This is a genomic window from Rhodococcus sp. MSC1_016 (genome assembly GCF_023667485.2).
GTDB lineage: Bacteria > Actinomycetota > Actinomycetes > Mycobacteriales > Mycobacteriaceae > Rhodococcus_F > Rhodococcus_F oxybenzonivorans.
Genome location: NZ_JAMOZI020000001.1, coordinates 309,613 through 326,548, shown reverse-complemented (window position 1 = coordinate 326,548; position 16,936 = coordinate 309,613). Strand labels below are relative to the sequence as shown.

Genomic DNA, 16,936 nt, shown 5'->3' with positions numbered 1-16,936 from the left:
TCCCGTGGCACGCCTTCCCGTTATCGGAAGAAGTGCGGGTTCTATTAGGGGCACAATACTTTGCCGAAGAGCCGTCCTCTACCTGAGGTCGGACGGGTATCGCACTTCACGCTACGCTCAGCCCACCGACTAGACAGGAGCCGATCTGCATGGATGACAACGTCACGGGCACATCGGGAGACGAGATTCCTGACCCCCAGGACGCGACTCGCCCAGCAGACGCCCCCAGGCGTGTACGTAAGCGCACCACGGTGCGCAGCAAAGCCTACAAACGACGGCGCCGGATTATCGCCGGCGGCTCGGTTGCGGCCCTGGTCGTGGTGGCTTTCGGGGCCTGGCTCGGCTATACCGCCCGCGAGGCACAGGCAAATCTGACCGAGGCTCGGCAGCACGCCCAGCTCGCGAAAGACGCCCTACTGGACGGTAATCCAGTTGACGCAGAGCGTTCGTCGGCGGATGCGGACAAGTACGCGTCCCGCGCATTCGACAACACCCACTCGATCCCGTGGAGCGTCGCGGCGGCCGTACCGTGGCTGGGAAGCCCGTTCGAAACGTCGCAGCAAATCTCGGCCGTTGTAAAGGGTCTCACGTCAGAGGTGCTCACACCGGCGGTAGCCGCAGGAACCTCATTGGCCCCGAATGAGTTGATCGCCGCCGGCGGGAAGGTAAACCTGCAGCCACTCCGGGATGCCGCCCCCGTACTGGGCGAGACAGCTGCTGCCGCTGAGCAATTGGACATCGAGGCACAGAATATCTCCGAGCCTACGTACCTCGACGCTGTTATCGATGCCAGAACCCAACTTCAGGTACAAACCGAAGAATTAGCGAAACTTCTTGGTAACACCGCAATTGCCGCTGAAATCGCACCGGGCATGCTCGGTGCCGACGGCCCCCGCAGCTATTTCATGGCATTCCAGACCAACGCTGAGGCTCGCGGTACTGGCGGCCTGCTGGGTGGATACGGCGTCGTTCGCGCGAACGACGGGGTGGCGCGGGTCGACAGCCTGGGCCGCAACTCCGACCTGCCCATGAACAGTCAACCGCTCGATCTCGGTCCGGAGTTTGCCGCCCAGTACGGCCGTAGCCGCCCCACCACGGATTCGCGCAACAGCAATCTCAGCTCGCACTTTCCGTACGCCGCGCAGATCTGGAAGTCGCTGTGGGCGCAGGATTCGGGTGAGCAGGTAGACGGTGCCATCGCCACCGACCCGGTAGCCCTGAGCTATGTACTCGGCGCCATCGGGCCTGTCACCATGCCGGACGGCGAGGTGATCAACGCCGACAACGTCGTCGAACTCACCGAATCAACGTCCTATGTCCGCTTCGCGAACGACAACAACGCACGTAAGCAGTATCTGCAGACCGTCGCTGCCCGTGTGATCGACAAGATGACCGGCCAGATCACTTCGCCGCAGAAGTTGCTCGACGCTTTGGGCCGCGGTGTGAGTGAGCGACGCATCGCAGTGTGGAGCGCGCACGCGGACGAGCAGGCTGTTCTGGCGGGCACCCCGCTCGGGCACACTGTTCCCGAAGACCCTGCCCCGTTCGCCGGCGTGGTGATCAACAACCAGGCGGGCGGCAAGCTCGACTACTACCTGACGCGCGAGATCGACTACACGGCGGAGAGCTGTGAGGGTGACACGCGACGGTCCACGGTGACGGTGCGATTGACCAACACCGTGCCTTCCGCGGAATTTCCCGACTATGTGGCGGGCACCTTCATCAACACCCTCAACGTGCCCAAGGGCACGAATGTGTCTGCGTTGTCGCTTCTCGCCACCCAGGGCGCGCAGCTCCGGAATGTGACTATCGACGGGAAGCCAACGATGTTCCTCACTGGTAAGGAGCTGGGGCATCCGGTGTTCGACACGCTCGTCCCGATCCGTTTGGGCGCCACGACCGAGGTGAAGTACGAGCTGACGGAACCGACCGTGCCCGGTGAGGCGCGCGTGCCTGTCCAGCCGTTGGTGGATGATCCGACGGTGACCGTCAACGTTCCCGTCTGCGGAGGTTGAGCGATCGATACGAAGCTGCGGCCCGTCACGCTGCTCGCCGTCATGGTGGGTGGTGCGGTGGGCGCCGCTGCGCGTTATCAGTTGTGGCGCTGGTGGCCTGATGATATCGACGAGTTCCCATTCACCACCTTCGCGATCAACGTGATGGGTTGCTTCATCTTCGGATTGCTGTTCGTCGTCATTCCGGCCAGCGCGCACGGCACTATTGCGCTGATTCGACCCTTCCTGCTTTTCGGTGTCATGAGCGGCTTCACCACATTCAGCTTCTTCGCGGTGCAAGGCGTCACGCTCACGTCTCCCCGTGTGGGCGTGGTGTATCTCCTGGTCACGCCCTTGGCCGCGCTGGCTGCGGCAATGGTGGGTGCGCGCGTAGGGCGGTTGTCCCGGTGAACGTTTCGACTTCGGCTCACTTCGGATGGTGGGTAGCCGTGGGTGGCGCCTTGGGAGCGGTGCTGTATTACCTCGCCATGACCGTAGTCGGCCCGGCCGTAGGAGTACGTCGTCTCACCGTGGCACTAGCCATGTGCGTTTGCGCTGTCTTGGGCATCGTCGTTGCTTCCGGGCGTCATGGTGATGGTTACGCCTTGGTGGGCGTTGGTCTTCTTGGTTCCGTCGTACCCTTCACCGCTGTGGTGGCGTCAGTGGTGGACCGGGCTCCGCACCAGCCGTGGCGTCGCAAGGCGATACTGGCGGCGTGGACAGTTCTGGCGGGTGTATCGATGGCGATTCTGGGTTACATTTTGGCGGACGTCAGCAGCATTGCATTCGAGAAGGTCCCAGGACGCCTTCGCTAGAACCACTCGGTCAGCATTCACCCTGAAGAACTGCCTTCGCAAAGCCCACCGTCTGGTAGAGGTAGGTATATTCCCATTCGGCCAGGCTAAAGTCGTACCGGCGCGGCACGTCCCGCACCAGAATTCGCCCGTCGAAGCACTGCGAGAAGATATAGCGGGCCCGGGGTAGGTGGTAGCGCCAGCTGATTACCAGCACGCTCCTCCACCCATTCTGGACCGCCAGGTCGCGAGTCAGAATCGCCTCGCCGCGGGTGGTACTCGGCTCCGGTGGCAGGCATGTCACGGTGAACTGTGGATCCGTGGTAGCACAGAAGGCGGCCATTTGCTTATCGCCGGTCCAGTATGCGTTGGACAGAACGATAGTCTCGGATACGCCTTGCCGAGCAAGACTCATGGCGTATTGCTCACGCCCGTCGTGCTCACCGCCCAGTACGATGATGGCGTCAACGGATTCGACGTCGTCGACGCGCGCTTCGGTGTACACGAAGTAGCCGATTACTCCGACCCCCGCGACCGCAAGGACGAGGGCACACACCAGGCTTACCGCAAACCCTCTCCACCGTCGCACGGCTTCAGCCTAGGCCCTGATCTTTCAGCTCGCCGTGTGGACGAAAGTGCCGGGATGCAACGGGAGTCGCTCCTCCCGGACGCTTCAAGGTGTGGCGCGTCCACGGTCCAAGAGCTGTAGAAGATACGAACCATAGCCGGACTTGAGCAGCGCCTCTGCCCGTTGACCCAACTCGTCATCGGAGATGAACCCTTGCCGCCACGCGACTTCCTCGGGTACGCCTATTTTCAGTCCTTGCCGTTGCTCGATGGTGCGCACGTAATTCGACGCCTCGAGCAACGAGTCGAAGGTCCCGGTGTCCAACCAGGCTGTCCCGCGGGGGAGAACTTCGACGTTGAGACGCCCCTGCTCGAGGTAGGCGCGGTTCACATCCGTGATCTCGTACTCCCCTCGGTCCGACGGCCGAAGGTTCTTCGCGATGTCGACAACGTCGTTGTCATAGAAGTAGAGCCCTGGCACCGCGTAATTCGATTTGGGTGTTGCCGGCTTCTCTTCGAGCGACAGCGCAAAGCCACGATCATCAAACTGGACCACTCCATACGCGGAGGGATCGGCCACCCAGTAGGCAAAGATCGAGCCACCGTCCAACTGGTCGAACCGGTCGAGCTGTTGTCCGAGCCCATACCCATAGAAGATGTTGTCTCCGAGGACCAGCGCCGCCGGACCATCGCCGATATGCTGCTCACCCAGCACAAAGGCCTGCGCAAGTCCGTTGGGGTCTTTCTGAATGGTGTAGCTGAGATTGACACCGAACTGGGAGCCGTCGCCCAAGAGCCGCTGGAACTGTTCGGCGTCGTGAGGGGTGGTGATGATGAGGATGTCGCGGATGCCGGCCAGCATCAGTGTGCTGAGCGGGTAGTAGATCATCGGCTTGTCGTATACGGGCACCAATTGCTTGCTGACGCCGATGGTGATCGGGTGAAGGCGAGTACCTGATCCGCCTGCAAGGATGATGCCTCTCATTCGGGACTCATTCGGAGCACCGGGGGCGCTCCCCGAGTTGCCCAGTTCGTTAAGCGAGACCACTGACCCACTCCTTCACCTCGTCGCAGCTGGGCAGCATGCCTGCTTGTACAGCCTCGTGCAGCGACGGGGCGGCAGCGTCCTTGTCTGATAGCGTGAAATTCATTGGCGCACCTGCCCGTGTCGTCGTAGGCCACTCGATGCCGACCTCTGGATCCAGCGGGTGGATACCGTGCTCTGCGCCCGGCGTGTACCCCGTGGAGCACAGGTAGACCACGGTCGAGTTGTCCTCGAGCGAAAGAAATGCATGGCCTAGTCCCTCGGACAAGTAGATCGCGCGCCGGTCGACATCATCGAGCAGCACCGAGTCCCACGTGCCGAAGGTCGGTGATCCGATTCGTATGTCGACGACGACGTCGAGTACGGCGCCTCGCACACAGGTCACGTACTTCGCCTGTCCGGGTGGCACGTCCGCGAAGTGAATTCCTCTCAGGACCCCGGCGGCCGACACCGAACAGTTTGCCTGGGCGAGGTTGAGGGAATGCCCGACACTGTCCTCGAAGATCGACCCTTTGAACCACTCGAGGAAAGCACCTCTGTCGTCCCCGAACTGCTCCGGAGTGATCTCCCACGAGCCCGGTACCTGCAACTGTCGAGTCTTCACCTTCATGCCCCCTGTGCCGCGTAGCGAACCTCGACATCGTGCTTCTCTGTCTCCCACCATGTGGGGTTGTTTCGGTACCAATCGATAGTGGCCTGCAGGCCCTGCCGAAAGTCGGTGTACCGCGGTTCCCAACCCAACTCGGTGCGCAATGTGGACGAGTCGATGGCGTACCTCAGGTCATGGCCGGCTCTGTCGGTGACGTGATCGAAGTCATCGGGGTCTTTGCCCATCAACTCCAGAATCATCCGAACAACTGACAGGTTGTCGAGTTCGCCGTCCGCTCCGATGAGGTAGGTGCGGCCGATCTCCCCTGCCTCGAGGATGCGCCAGACTCCCGAATTGTGGTCGTCAACGTGGATCCAGTCGCGCACGTTCTTACCGGCACCGTAGAGCTTGGGCCGCACACCGTTCAGGATGTTGGTGATTTGCCGCGGGATGAACTTTTCCACATGCTGGTATGGCCCGTAGTTGTTCGAACAGTTCGACAATGTCGCCCGCACACCGAAAGATCGCACCCATGCCCGGACGAGCAGGTCCGACGCGGCCTTTGTGGACGAATAGGGACTGGATGGGTTGTACGGGGTGTGCTCCGTGAACTTGGCTGGATCGTCCAACGCGAGGTCGCCGTACACCTCGTCTGTCGAAATGTGGTGGTAGCGAACGTCGTGCTTCCGCACCGCTTGAAGCAGTGAGTAGGTGCCGCTCACGTTCGTCTGCAGAAATGGCCATGGATCCGCGAGCGAGTTGTCGTTGTGCGACTCGGCCGCGAAGTGGACAACTGCGTCCGACTCCGCAACCAGCGCGTCGACCAAGCCGACATCGGTGATATCGCCTTCGACAAAGTTGATCGATTCACGTACCGCGGAGAGCGACGAGAGGGAACCTGCGTATGTGAGCGCATCCAGCACGGTGACCTTGACGTCTGGGCGATCTCGCACAGTCGCGTTAACAAAATTCGATCCGATGAAGCCGGCGCCACCGGTCACTAGAATCCGCACATTCACCCCACGTAACTTCGCAGAAATCTGCAGACATCCCGGCGTCAGAGTACTTTCGCGCCGACGGTCAGAGCCTACTCCCAGTCGAGGGCACCAACCAGAGTTCGGGCCCATAGTGTCGGACGCCACACTGTCGCGCCCCAGACATGCGACCGAATCCCACCCGGCACCGAAGTCTTTCCCCCGGAAGCGAACAGGTACTAGTCTGTTCGAATTCTCATCATACCCGCACATAGTTGACGATCGATAGCACCTACCCGCATACGACCCTGCCCATTCCGACACCGGGAACTTCCCACGCGCGCCTTTCGACCGCGGGCATCGCAGTCGCACAGCCGGCCCGCTGGCAGATACCTCCGTGTTGAGAGAGGGTTACGCCTAAGAGAAGATGCGGTAGCAGCAATCCCAGCCGAAGCAGCGCGACTCGCATTCTCGGACCGGCGATACGAAGACGAGCACCTAGAGGATTTGACGTGAAGAAGACAAATATGCTTGTAGAGATCGCCCGCGTAGTGGACCGGGGTAACTGCTCGGGATGTGGCACATGCGCCCTGCTGAACCCGGCCACGAAGATGACTTTGTCCGAAGACGGTTACATGCGGCCGGTTACTCAGGATGGACACGAGTCGAACACCGACACAAATCTTCTCCGCACCTTCGCTGAGGCCTGCCCGGGTCGAAGGGTCGATGCTCAGCGACCGGAAACATCCACCCGGCACCCGATCCTCGGCCCGATCACATCGATCTGGGAAGCGTATGCCATCGACCCTGAGATCAGGTTCAAGGGAAGCAGCGGTGGCACGATCACTGCGTTGTCCACCTGGCTTCTCGAGACCGACCGCGTCGCGCAGGTACACGCAGCGCAACCCGACGACTCCGATCCACGTCGTACCGAAGCGGTTCGAGTCACCGATTCGAAAGACACGCTTCGAACAGCCGGCTCCAGGTATGCGCCGGTATCCGTCACACCGACAGTGGACATCGACAGCAGCACATCGGCTGTGGTCGCAAAACCCTGTGAAATATCGGCACTACGCAAACTCACGCAGTTGAGAGGCATCGACGGACCGATACTTTTGTCATTCTTCTGCGCGGGCGTACCCAGCCAGCATGCGACGGACGACCTCGTCGAGAGGTTGGGCATCCCCTCCGACCAGGAGTTGGAATCGCTTCGCTACCGAGGGCACGGCTGGCCCGGCGAGTTCACCGCACAGGACACCGAGGGAAACGTCGCACGAACCTCTTATGACGTGTCTTGGGGATCCCATCTTGGACCGGCAATTCAAAGTCGTTGCAAGATATGTCCGGACGGAGTCGGAGAAAGCGCAGACATCACTGCCGGTGACTACTGGAGGGCTGATGAGCGCGGGTATCCCGATTTCGCCAATGCCGAGGGTGTCAGTGTGCTTATTGCCCGCACCGCCCGCGGAGAAACTCTGCTTCGCGAGGCAGCAGCCGCAGGAGTGATCTCGATCCGCAGCATAGACCCTGATTCGGTAGCGGCGATTCAGCCTTCCCAAAGCGTCCGGCGGCGCACACTGTCGGGCAGACTGCTGGGTGGCCGAGTCGCCGGACACCTGCCACCGCGATACAGAGGTTTCGGGCTGCTCGGACTGTCAGCTAGGGCACCCGTGAAATCCGTGCGAGCTGCTGTGGGAACCTACATCCGAGCCCGACGTTGGCAACGATGACACTTCAGAGCGGAGTTGAGAACATGACATGGCGAAGCACACACCCGGTAGCGAGAATACTGGCCGCCCTGTACTCCCGATTGCCTGCCCAACGGCGGATCCGCCATCTCATTGCGCAGCTCGAAGGTGGTGAGATGAAATCTCCGACTCTCAGGAGAATCCTCTCCCGCCACCACGGATTGGAGGTCGGCCATCATTCGTACGGCTCCCTACTCGACCCGGCATCATGCGATAGAGGGACGACTATCGGGAACTATGTCTCGATCGGACCCGGTGTGAGACGTTTCGGTGCCAACCACCCACTCGAGAAGTTGGGACTGCACCCGTACCTCTACAATCCAACGTTGGGAATGGTGGAGGCGTCGGCCGACGTAGACCGCACTTCTCTGGTTATAGGTCATGATGTGTGGATCGGCGCCAATACCGTGATCCTGGCCCCCGTCACATCTATCGGGAACGGCGCTGTCATCGGCGCAGGCAGCATAGTGACCCGAAACGTCCCGGACTTTGCGGTCGTCGCTGGCAACCCGGCCAGAATCATGAAGTATCGCTTCGATGAACAAATACAGAACCTCATCGAGACTACGAAACCATGGGACATGCGTCCCGCCGAGTACGTCAACTGGGTCCACTCCAACTCTCCCGACGAGTGACTTGCGCGAGAAGGAACGATGAGATGGCGCACCGCGCGAGCCCACCGCTAGAACGCGGAAAACTGTCCTCAATAGCGAACTCGCCGAGCATAATCGCTGCGTCGCGCCTTCTCGTGCAACTCTCGCCGCTGATCACGGCGCCCGTCGTGGCACGGGCGCTCGGGCCCGAAGGCAGGGGCTACTACGCCGCGTGTTTCGCCGCGATGATTCTGACACCCGTTGTTCTCGGAGCGGGCCTGCCGCTCGTCGTCCGGCGACGAGCGGCGAACGAGACTGCCGCGCCGGCCTTGCGCGCGGTGTACTTTCTGATTCCCCTGGCAGTGCCGTTCGCTGTTGGCATCGGGATCCTCGTCGAGAAGACACTTTTGTCGGGCATCGACTCTCATACGGGGGTTCTCTATATCGTCGGGATGGGGTGTTCCGTGTTGTTCATCGGAACGTTGTGCACCCAAAGCGTACTCATTGCCGAGCAGAGCTACCGGAGCATCGCGATCGTCCAGTCCATACAACCAATTTCATTGACGGCTGGAATCGTCATCGGCTGGGTCGCCGGGTCACTCACCCTCGACTGGATTCTGATCGTCGCAGCCATCAGTATGTTTAGCTCCTTCGTCGCCGGACTTGCACTAACTCGCATTCCGCTCAGAGGTAAGCGCGAGACCATTCCAGGGATGCTACGGGAGGGTGTCACATACTCGGGCAGCCAGATCGCCGAAACAGCCAATGTCACTTTGATTCAAGTCCTGGCCGTCGGAGTGATCGGAGCTGCCGAGACGGGTTTTCTGGCGATTGCCGTAACGATAGCCGGTCTGCCCCTAACCATCGCGCATACCGTGACCGCGGTGATATACAAGGATGCCGCTGTGGTAGACCGCCGCTCTTCGGTGTTGACTGGTATCGCGCTTCGGGTCACCGTACTTGCCGCCGCGGTGCCGACCGTCGTTCTCGCCCTTTCGGCGCCAATTGCCATTCCACTGATATTCGGACAAGCGTTCGTGCCTGCCGTCGACACCACACTGCTTGCTCTGTCGGCATCTGTATTCCTCGCTGGCGGTTACGTGCTGGCGCAGATCCTCGCAGCACAGAACAAGGGCGCCTGGATGACGGTGAATCAGCTGGCAGGGCTCGCAGTCAGCGTTGCATTCCTCTTTTTCTTCGGTTCACAACTCGGCGCAGATGGTGCGGCATTAGGTTTGGCCGCTGGCTGGTTGACTGCAGCCGGCCTTCATGTCATTTCACTGAGAGTGCCGCTACGCCTACTTGTTCCCCGACCGCGCGATGTGAAGCACTTCGTGGCAATCGTGCTGCGTGGAAGGTTCGACTACGAAATGTTCTGACGAGTCAAGAGGCTCTGCATGTGGGCGACAAGATCGTCCATCTTCTGGTCGCTTCGAGCGCGCAGCGATGCGGTCCGCTCCAGAAACGTTTCGGGATCGAGCGAATCGATTATTGCCATCGTGGCCGTTGCCGCATCACTCACAGTCTTCAGATCGATGCTCGAATCCCATCCCAGAGCTGACAACAGCGGCTCGAATTTTCTCGAGTAGGCCCAGGGAATCGCCGGCGTGCCGACCGACAGCGCGTTCAGGCACGCATGCATCCTCGCCCCGATTACGAGTTTTGCAGTCGCCATATGTGACCGCGCTTCGGATAAATCGCCAGGCACTAGCAGTTCGACGCGAGACCCGTAGTACTCGGCCACTGATCGTGCAGCTGGAACATCATTGTCGGCCATATCGGAGTCCAGTACATGGGCAAGCACGGATACACCCCGCCCACGTTGGATCAGTGCGTCGATCAAGGAGAATGTCGATTCTCGATATTTCGAGGAGTCCACGTGACTGTTGGGCCTCCACAGCAGTCCAGACACGTTGACAATGACATCGTGGGCCGAGGACGATCCGGCCTCCGGGACCGGAAGCGCGAAAACCATATCCGTCGAGATTCCATCTACGGGGCGTCCGCGCCGCATCGAATAGTCCGCACTCACCGGGTCGCGTGCAAAAACCGCTGACACTCGCCTGAGTGCGCCAGTGCCGATCACATTGCCTAGCAGGCTATGAAACGGTCCGATCGTCTGTGGCATAAGCACCAGTGGCACACCGGACTTTTCTGCCGCCCTGTGGACGTATGCCATCAGCACAAGGCGGCGTAGTCCGTAGATATCGGTGAAGCTGTCTCCACCGCCGGTGTCGAGGACGATGTCGTACGTACCGATCTCAGCCTTGACTGGTCCGCGGCTCCTGCCGAGATCCGCCAGTACTTTTCTTCGCTGTAACGGAGTCCCGATGCTCGCATGAGTGTGGAAGACCATCTCGCAGTCGGTCCCCCATGCACGGAAGGCGATCTCACGTACGCCTTCGGCCAAGGCTCTCAATCCCAGGTTGGTCGATTCACCATCCGCCCACAACACCAAAATCTTGAACGGTCGATCTGCGCTCCCTGTTCCCGAGGTCGTCATGACGAAACCACCGCTTCCGATGGCGCCGTGTTGTCGGCGATTCCGCACGCTGACCAGGTGAGTGCCGCGAGCCGTCCATAGAACCACGGAGGTAGATACAGCGGCGTGCTGACATAGGGCCAGGAACGCAGGTGGCGTATCGCTAGGCCGAACATGAGAGCCGCGCCAGCAAGTATCGTTAACTTAGGCATACCCCCATTCACCTCGTAGGCGAGGAAGAAGACTCCGCCGAGGGCAGCCTTCTCTTCAGTCCATGCGCTGCGTCGAGCTCGACCGGTCGCGCGCGTCATCGTCCAGTTCATCGCGAAATCACTTCCTCCGCGGAGCCTGTCCGAACCAAACGACTGTCCTGCCGCAAGACGGTCAGAGCGAATATCTCTGCACGCTTCGCTTCGACCAAGGACGAATCCCTCGTCGCCGGCTTCAGTCGCGATCGGGCACGGTAGGCCAGCGCTCGGACGCCGAATCCTGACGCCACCGTAGCTTTCCAGCTGATACTGGCCAGGCGGGTGGATGCAATCTTCCATCTGTACAGATCGTAGAGATTCTCGATCCATGCCGTTCCGGGTTCCTTGGGCTCCGCGTCTCCGGAACTCCCGCCAAGAGCGTGGGTTCCGAAGACCTCGGCGTTCATGACGACTTTCTGGCCGATGTCGCGTACACGAAGGCACAATTCGACGTCCTCCGCGTACATAAACCACCGTTCGCTCATGCCACCCAACTCCCGCCAGGTGCTCGCGCGCACCATCATGCATGCACCCGACACCCATCCGACCTCGCGAGTTGTCAGGGCGTGCTTGTGCAGAAGGTAGGCACCTTCGAATATTCGGAAGCGATGGGAGAGCCGGGATACGCCGGTGTAGTGACAGAAAACGCGCCACAGGGTCGGTACGTGGCCGCCTTCCCTGACATGCAAGTGCTGTCCCGGCCGGTGCAGGACTGGCGCGATGATCCCGATCCGCGAATTCGCTTCCATCGATTGATACAGATCGAGCACGGATTCCGCGCTGATCACTGCATCCGGGTTTAACAACAGGATCGCCTTGCCTGTCGATGCGCGGGCGGCTGCGTTGACCCCACCCGCGAATCCTAGATTCTCCTCGCTAATGATAAGTGTTGCCTTCGGGCTCGCTGACCGAACCACGTCCGTGGTGGAGTCGCTGGAGGCGTTATCGAAAACAATGAGTTCGATGTCGTCGCGATTACTCAGTGGCATGAGACAGTTTTCGATCACCGCAGCACTGTTGAAGGTGACAACGACGACCGACACGACCGAGTCCGGGTTGCTAGAGACCAACACGCACCTCCCGCGCGTCGTTACCGGTCACAAGGAATTGACATACTCGATGACCGGTGTCCTCGGAAGTGATGAGGCGAGCGTGCTTACGCATTGGTGTTCCCCATCAATCTACCGAGGGTGCTCACTATTTCTTTCCGGTAGCGATCCACCCCGAAATTGAGTTGTGCCGCCCTTTGCGCGTTTCTCGACAGCTTCGCAGCAAGGCTCGGTTCGGTCATCAGCGCAAGGATCTTCTCTGCCAGGTCGTGTGCGTTACCGGCCTCGAAATGTAGCCCGGTCACACCATCCTCAACGATTTCGACCAACCCCTGGATACGAGAGACGATCACGGGCCGTCCCGCCAACTGCGCTTCGACTGCGGTGTTTCCGAACGGCTCTGCCCGTGAGGGAACCAGCGATATGTCACCGCGCTCCAACGCCGGCCAAATCGGAGAGACGTATCCAGAGAATGAGACGGCGTCGGTGAGGCATTTCTCCGATGCCTTCTTTCGTAGATCGGCCTCGAACCACTCGTACCCGGGAAAAGTGGACCCGCAGATGTCGAGTTCGACCTGGTGTCCATCCAGTCGCAAGATTCGCACCGCGTCAATCGCCGTATCGATTCCTTTCCTCGGAGACAACCGACCGATGAGCACCAGTTTGGCGTGGTCCCCACAGGCGTCGGAGGCGGTGGCCGCGATCGGACCGGGCGGCATGGGAACTCCGTTGTAAATTCGATCGATCTTAGGTTCCAGCCGCGGTAAGACGTCGGTTAAGGCGAGCCTGGATGCGTTGCTGTTGACGACGATGTGATCGGCCAGTAGTAGGGGCGCGGCCAAGCCCGTTCGGACCACGCGGCGCGCGGCGTCCTCGGCTTCGTGAACGTGGCAGAGCACCGGCACTCGCGCAGCCTTCGCCCCAAGGATCCAACCTGGAATCGTTACGGTGTTGACGTACAAGGCGGCGGGTCGAACGTCGCGCAGCAAACGGATCTGTGAAATCAAGGCGACAAGACTCTCGAACGCCAACCGGACGAGCCCGAGTGGAGAAAGTGCGGACTTCCGCAGAACAGGCATCGGCACGATCCGCACTTCAGCGCCCTCGCCTTCGAGGCGTGGGACGAGTGGCCCGCTCTCCGGGATTACAACGAGTACTCGGTGCCCGGCGTCGACCATCGCAGCGACACTTTCGAGGAGTTGCAGATCGGATCCATATAGATCGGGTGAGGGATGCGCGACGACGATCGTTTTTGCACTCATCGGTGTCAGGCCTTCCGCTTGCGCAGGAGTTTCGCGGGTACGCCGCCGTAGATTCCGTACGACTTATACTCCCCGGCCGGGACCACAGAGCCAGCCGCGAAGACGCAACCATCGCCGATGGTTGCGCCGTCGAGAATCGTCACTCGGGAGCCGATCCAGCAGTCGGAACCGATCCGAATTCCCTGCCGCGTCACGCCCTGCAGTCGTATCGGTACATCGATGTCGGAAATATTGTGGTTTTCAGAATGTAGCGAGGTGTAGTTCCCGAAAATCGTGTCGGACCCGATCTCAATTCCGCCCGCACTGCCAAAAAGGTTGTCGGTGCCTAGACCAACGTTGTCGCCAGCGCGAAATCCGCGACCGATGTTCTGAATATTTCCGGTGCACTCGATTCGCGAGTTCTTCCCCAGCGACACGTTCGAGCCGAGGGTAACACCGAGCGACGACATGGCGTCGATGTACGAACCCCTGTCGAGCGTCACGGTTCTGCCGAAGTCGATCAGGTGTCGGCCCTTGATTCCTACCCCCGGACCGATGAAGGGCTTGTGCTGACGCAATGGGAATTTCGCGTATCCCCGGAGCTTCATGAACAGCCGACGCACGGTCAAGTCGACGAGGTAGCCTGAGCTTATCCGTTGATCGATGCGGTAGTCACTCCCCTTCGCATTGGAAATGTATGAGTTAAGAGCTGCGGTCAGCATGAGCGCCCCCGACGAAGTTCAGACAGTCCAGGCTGGGAGGCGTCGAGAACGTTGACCAGACTTTCTCCGTAGCGCTCGCACACGGACTCCCACGTGTATCGGGTCCTCGCCTCTTCGAGGGCTCTGAGAGAAAGGGCCTTCCGTTCACCGGACGAGCCGAGCAGTTTCAGACACACCCCGGCTATGTCCTCCGGAACCGGTCGGACGAACAGTCCGGCATCCCTCAGCACCTCTCGGTTATAGACGGTGTCCCGCGCGACAATCGGAGCGCCACAGGCCATAGCCTGCACCAGTGCGGGATTAGTCCCGCCGACACTGTGTCCGTGGAAATAGACTCCGGCGTGTTGCCAGAGCGAGAAGAGTTTCGTGTCGTCGCTGACGTGCCCCAACCACTTGATACGGGCTGATCGCCCGGCGAGTTCCTCGACCCTCCGATCCAGCTCCCCGCCGTATCCAGACGAGCCCACTATGACGACATCGTGGCTTCGGCTGAGGATCTCTGCTGCGTCGATAAATTCGGAGACTGTATTTTCCGGCACGAACCGGGCGACCATGAGCACATACTCACCTGGTGTCAAACCGTCGACGACCTCGAGACTGTCGACGGCATCGCCACCGTACGGAATGAAGTCTCCCGAACGGTTGAACTCGGTCTCCCACCGTCTCTGGATTTCGAGCGAGTCCATCACGAGACCGTTGGCATATTTGGCCGTCAACTGGGCGCCCTGCCTGAAGACTTGCTTGGCGCGCTTACTCCACTTCGCCCGTTCCCATTCGATTCCGTCGACGTTCACCAGGGAAGGCACGCCCCGCATCCTCAGGGCCGGTAGCCAGAAACCGTTGGCAACGTTCATGACGAGCGCAACATCCGGCTTACGCAATGCTGTGTCCACCGTGGACGTCAGTCCGTACGACAGGGTACTGGCGGACTTGGATTCGACGCCTAGTGTCGTCCTCACTTGCACACGGGGATCCCGGTCCGGGTCGGCGTCAAACGTGGAACCTCTGCGCCCGTACACGGTGACGTCCCAACCGCGTGAGACAAGGTGCGGCGCCAGACGTCGGACCAATGTTTCGAAGCCACCGTAATAGCTCGGGTAGCCCCGTGTTCCCAGTATTGCTACTGACCGAGTCATGCACATTCCTCATCGCTACGTCCGGTAGTGTGACGCCTCCGCACCGGGTCGATCGCGCAGTCGCCTCCATTGCTAGTAAGCCCCATCACCCGCGATCACCGCCCTGAGCGTCTTGCCAATGATCAGTACGTCCCCGGTCATTGACCAGTTCTCCACGTAGGAGAGGTCGAGCCGCACGGTCTCTTCCCACGACAGGTCCGACCGGCCACTCACCTGCCACAGTCCTGTGATCCCAGGTTTGACCAGTAGCCGGCGCCGAACCGTTCCGTCGTAGGTCTCCACCTCTCGGCGTAGAGGCGGACGGGGGCCGACCACACTCATCTCACGGCGGAGAACGTTGATGAACTGCGGGAGTTCATCAATGCTGAACTTCCGCATGATCCGACCGACCTTAGTGACTCTCGGATCCTCACGCATCTTGAACAGAACGCCGGCCCCCTCGTTCGACTTCATCAGTGAAGCAACCTGTTTGTCGGCGTCCACTACCATGCTTCGGAACTTGAACATCGGGAATGGTTTACCGTCCAACCCCATCCGCTCCGACTTGTAGAACACGGAGCCCTTGCTCGTCAGTTTGATCGCGACTGCGACCGCGAGCATCACCGGACTGATCGCGATCAGCGCCAAACTGGCGAAGACGAGGTCGAACCCGGTCTTCATGAACTTCTGTGCCCCGTGGTATTGAGGCTTCTCGACATGTATCAGTGGAAGGCCGGCCACCGGCCGCATCGACAGGCGCGGCCCAGCAACATCCATCATCCCGGGGGCTACCACCAAATCCACATGGTGAGGCTCCAGCGCCCACGCCAGCGCGCGCATCCCATCATGACCAAGATGTTCGGTGGCCGTGACTGCCACGGTGTCTGCGCCGCAGAACTTCAGGGCGCTCAATACGTGCCGTTCGTCGCCGAGTATCGGTATTTCGCGCCCACCGACCACAATGCTCCGCCCACACTCGACGCCACGGCCGGGTGTGCAAACACCTACAACACGGTATCCATCGGCGGTACCACGCGAGAACGACTCCGCGAGGCTTCGAACCGCTCGCTCGCCACCCACCACCAGCACGGAGGTTTGAAACTCGCCCTGCGCCCGCTTGCGCGCGATTACACGTCGCCAGCACCACCGGCTGATGACAAGCGCCGCCAATCCGACCGGAAAGGCGATGCCGAGGTACAGACGCGCCAAGTCAACTCGGAACAGGAGGGACACAATCGCGATCAAACCGAAGAGACGAATCGTCGAGGAGAAAATTCGTCGGTACTCCTCCGGGCCACTCCCGATCACACGAATTGTGCGGGTTCGGAAGATCACCAAGGTGGCGAGCCACATCATGATCAGTGCCGCGGAGATGAACGAGTAGCTGAGATCCGGGATCGAACTCGACGACGCCAGAACCTCACGGTCTCCGAACCGAACCCACTGCGCGATCGCAACGGCCGCGATCACGATCAGGGTGTCCGAAATTCTCAGTCGTCGAATGTAGGTTGCCTGCCAGTCCCTGCGACTGCCGACCCTTCCGGCCCCTGGCGCAGTCGCCGAACCCTCCACACCCACTGCGGGGCTGAGGGGCACATTGAATGCCGTAACCATCGCACACCTTCCACCTGAAGCCGTTACGCGCGTCGGCAGCCCGTATGACTTGTGATGTGTGACGGAAAAAGAGAAACCGTCCCCCCGGATTGCTGCCGTCTAGATGATCGCACCCATGGCCCGTCCGTTACCTATCGAGCGCGGACTGCACCCAGATCGGC

The 16,936-nt window shown here is 60.5% G+C and carries 15 protein-coding genes; 5 read left to right on the top strand and 10 right to left on the bottom strand.

Annotated elements, in window-relative coordinates; translation table 11 throughout:
• Positions 1 to 149 precede the first annotated feature (149 nt).
• Both L1080_RS01490 and L1080_RS01485 read left to right on the top strand, forming a co-directional pair.
• The gene (locus L1080_RS01490) at positions 150 to 2,015 is read left to right on the top strand and encodes a DUF4012 domain-containing protein (protein WP_250776929.1); all 1,866 of its coding nucleotides are present in this window, start codon (positions 150 to 152) and stop codon (positions 2,013 to 2,015) included.
• 42 nt (positions 2,016 to 2,057) lie between these two features.
• Positions 2,058 to 2,405: a fluoride efflux transporter FluC gene (locus tag L1080_RS01485; protein ID WP_284708893.1), complete on the top strand. Its 348-nt coding sequence runs from the start codon at positions 2,058 to 2,060 to the stop codon at positions 2,403 to 2,405.
• A gap of 414 nt (positions 2,406 to 2,819) precedes the next feature.
• Here the strand turns inward: L1080_RS01485 and L1080_RS01480 are convergent, their stop codons facing one another.
• The 4 genes from L1080_RS01480 to rfbB all read right to left on the bottom strand — a co-directional run bounded on the left by L1080_RS01480 (position 2,820) and on the right by rfbB (position 6,002).
• Positions 2,820 to 3,377 (bottom strand): YdcF family protein, encoded by a 558-nt coding sequence (locus L1080_RS01480; RefSeq protein WP_250776926.1) that lies wholly within the window; start codon positions 3,375 to 3,377, stop codon positions 2,820 to 2,822.
• An 84-nt stretch (positions 3,378 to 3,461) separates the two neighbouring features.
• Complete coding sequence (gene rfbA, locus L1080_RS01475) at positions 3,462 to 4,340, bottom strand: glucose-1-phosphate thymidylyltransferase RfbA (RefSeq protein WP_159924724.1); 879 nt, start codon at positions 4,338 to 4,340, stop codon at positions 3,462 to 3,464.
• Between the two features lie 49 nt (positions 4,341 to 4,389).
• Positions 4,390 to 5,010, bottom strand: a complete 621-nt coding sequence (locus L1080_RS01470) for a dTDP-4-dehydrorhamnose 3,5-epimerase family protein (RefSeq protein WP_284708892.1) — start codon at positions 5,008 to 5,010, stop codon at positions 4,390 to 4,392.
• Positions 5,007 to 6,002, bottom strand: coding sequence for a dTDP-glucose 4,6-dehydratase (rfbB, locus tag L1080_RS01465; protein ID WP_250776925.1), 996 nt, complete (start codon positions 6,000 to 6,002; stop codon positions 5,007 to 5,009). The genes L1080_RS01470 and rfbB overlap by 4 nt, the downstream gene beginning before the upstream one ends.
• A 488-nt stretch (positions 6,003 to 6,490) precedes the next feature.
• Between rfbB and L1080_RS01460 the strand changes: the two genes are divergently transcribed.
• From L1080_RS01460 to L1080_RS01450, 3 genes are all read left to right on the top strand, one after another.
• Positions 6,491 to 7,693: a Coenzyme F420 hydrogenase/dehydrogenase, beta subunit C-terminal domain gene (locus L1080_RS01460; RefSeq protein ID WP_308202212.1), complete on the top strand. Its 1,203-nt coding sequence runs from the start codon at positions 6,491 to 6,493 to the stop codon at positions 7,691 to 7,693.
• A gap of 134 nt (positions 7,694 to 7,827) precedes the next feature.
• A complete protein-coding gene (locus tag L1080_RS01455; RefSeq protein ID WP_250776924.1) occupies positions 7,828 to 8,346 on the top strand; it encodes a CatB-related O-acetyltransferase in 519 nt (172 codons plus the stop codon).
• Positions 8,347 to 8,369: 23 nt separating this feature from the next.
• Positions 8,370 to 9,683, top strand: a complete 1,314-nt coding sequence (locus tag L1080_RS01450) for a lipopolysaccharide biosynthesis protein (RefSeq protein WP_250776923.1) — start codon at positions 8,370 to 8,372, stop codon at positions 9,681 to 9,683.
• Here L1080_RS01450 and L1080_RS01445 read toward each other — a convergent pair.
• The 6 genes from L1080_RS01445 to L1080_RS01420 all read right to left on the bottom strand — a co-directional run bounded on the left by L1080_RS01445 (position 9,668) and on the right by L1080_RS01420 (position 16,775).
• Positions 9,668 to 10,807 carry a polysaccharide pyruvyl transferase family protein gene (locus L1080_RS01445; RefSeq protein ID WP_250776922.1) on the bottom strand — a complete coding sequence of 380 codons (1,140 nt, stop codon included), beginning with the start codon at positions 10,805 to 10,807 and terminating at the stop codon, positions 9,668 to 9,670. The two genes, L1080_RS01450 and L1080_RS01445, sit on opposite strands and share 16 nt — an antisense overlap.
• A 298-nt stretch (positions 10,808 to 11,105) precedes the next feature.
• Positions 11,106 to 12,077, bottom strand: coding sequence for a glycosyltransferase family 2 protein (locus L1080_RS01440; protein ID WP_250776921.1), 972 nt, complete (start codon positions 12,075 to 12,077; stop codon positions 11,106 to 11,108).
• A 113-nt stretch (positions 12,078 to 12,190) separates the two neighbouring features.
• The gene (locus L1080_RS01435) at positions 12,191 to 13,345 is read right to left on the bottom strand and encodes a glycosyltransferase family 4 protein (RefSeq protein ID WP_250776920.1); all 1,155 of its coding nucleotides are present in this window, start codon (positions 13,343 to 13,345) and stop codon (positions 12,191 to 12,193) included.
• A 5-nt stretch (positions 13,346 to 13,350) separates the two neighbouring features.
• Complete coding sequence (locus L1080_RS01430) at positions 13,351 to 14,046, bottom strand: acyltransferase (protein WP_250776919.1); 696 nt, start codon at positions 14,044 to 14,046, stop codon at positions 13,351 to 13,353.
• A complete protein-coding gene (locus tag L1080_RS01425) occupies positions 14,040 to 15,182 on the bottom strand; it encodes a glycosyltransferase (RefSeq protein WP_250776918.1) in 1,143 nt (380 codons plus the stop codon). Before L1080_RS01425 ends, L1080_RS01430 begins: the two co-directional genes overlap by 7 nt.
• A gap of 72 nt (positions 15,183 to 15,254) precedes the next feature.
• Positions 15,255 to 16,775 carry a sugar transferase gene (locus L1080_RS01420; RefSeq protein WP_250776917.1) on the bottom strand — a complete coding sequence of 507 codons (1,521 nt, stop codon included), beginning with the start codon at positions 16,773 to 16,775 and terminating at the stop codon, positions 15,255 to 15,257.
• Between the last annotated feature and the right edge of the window lie 161 nt (positions 16,776 to 16,936).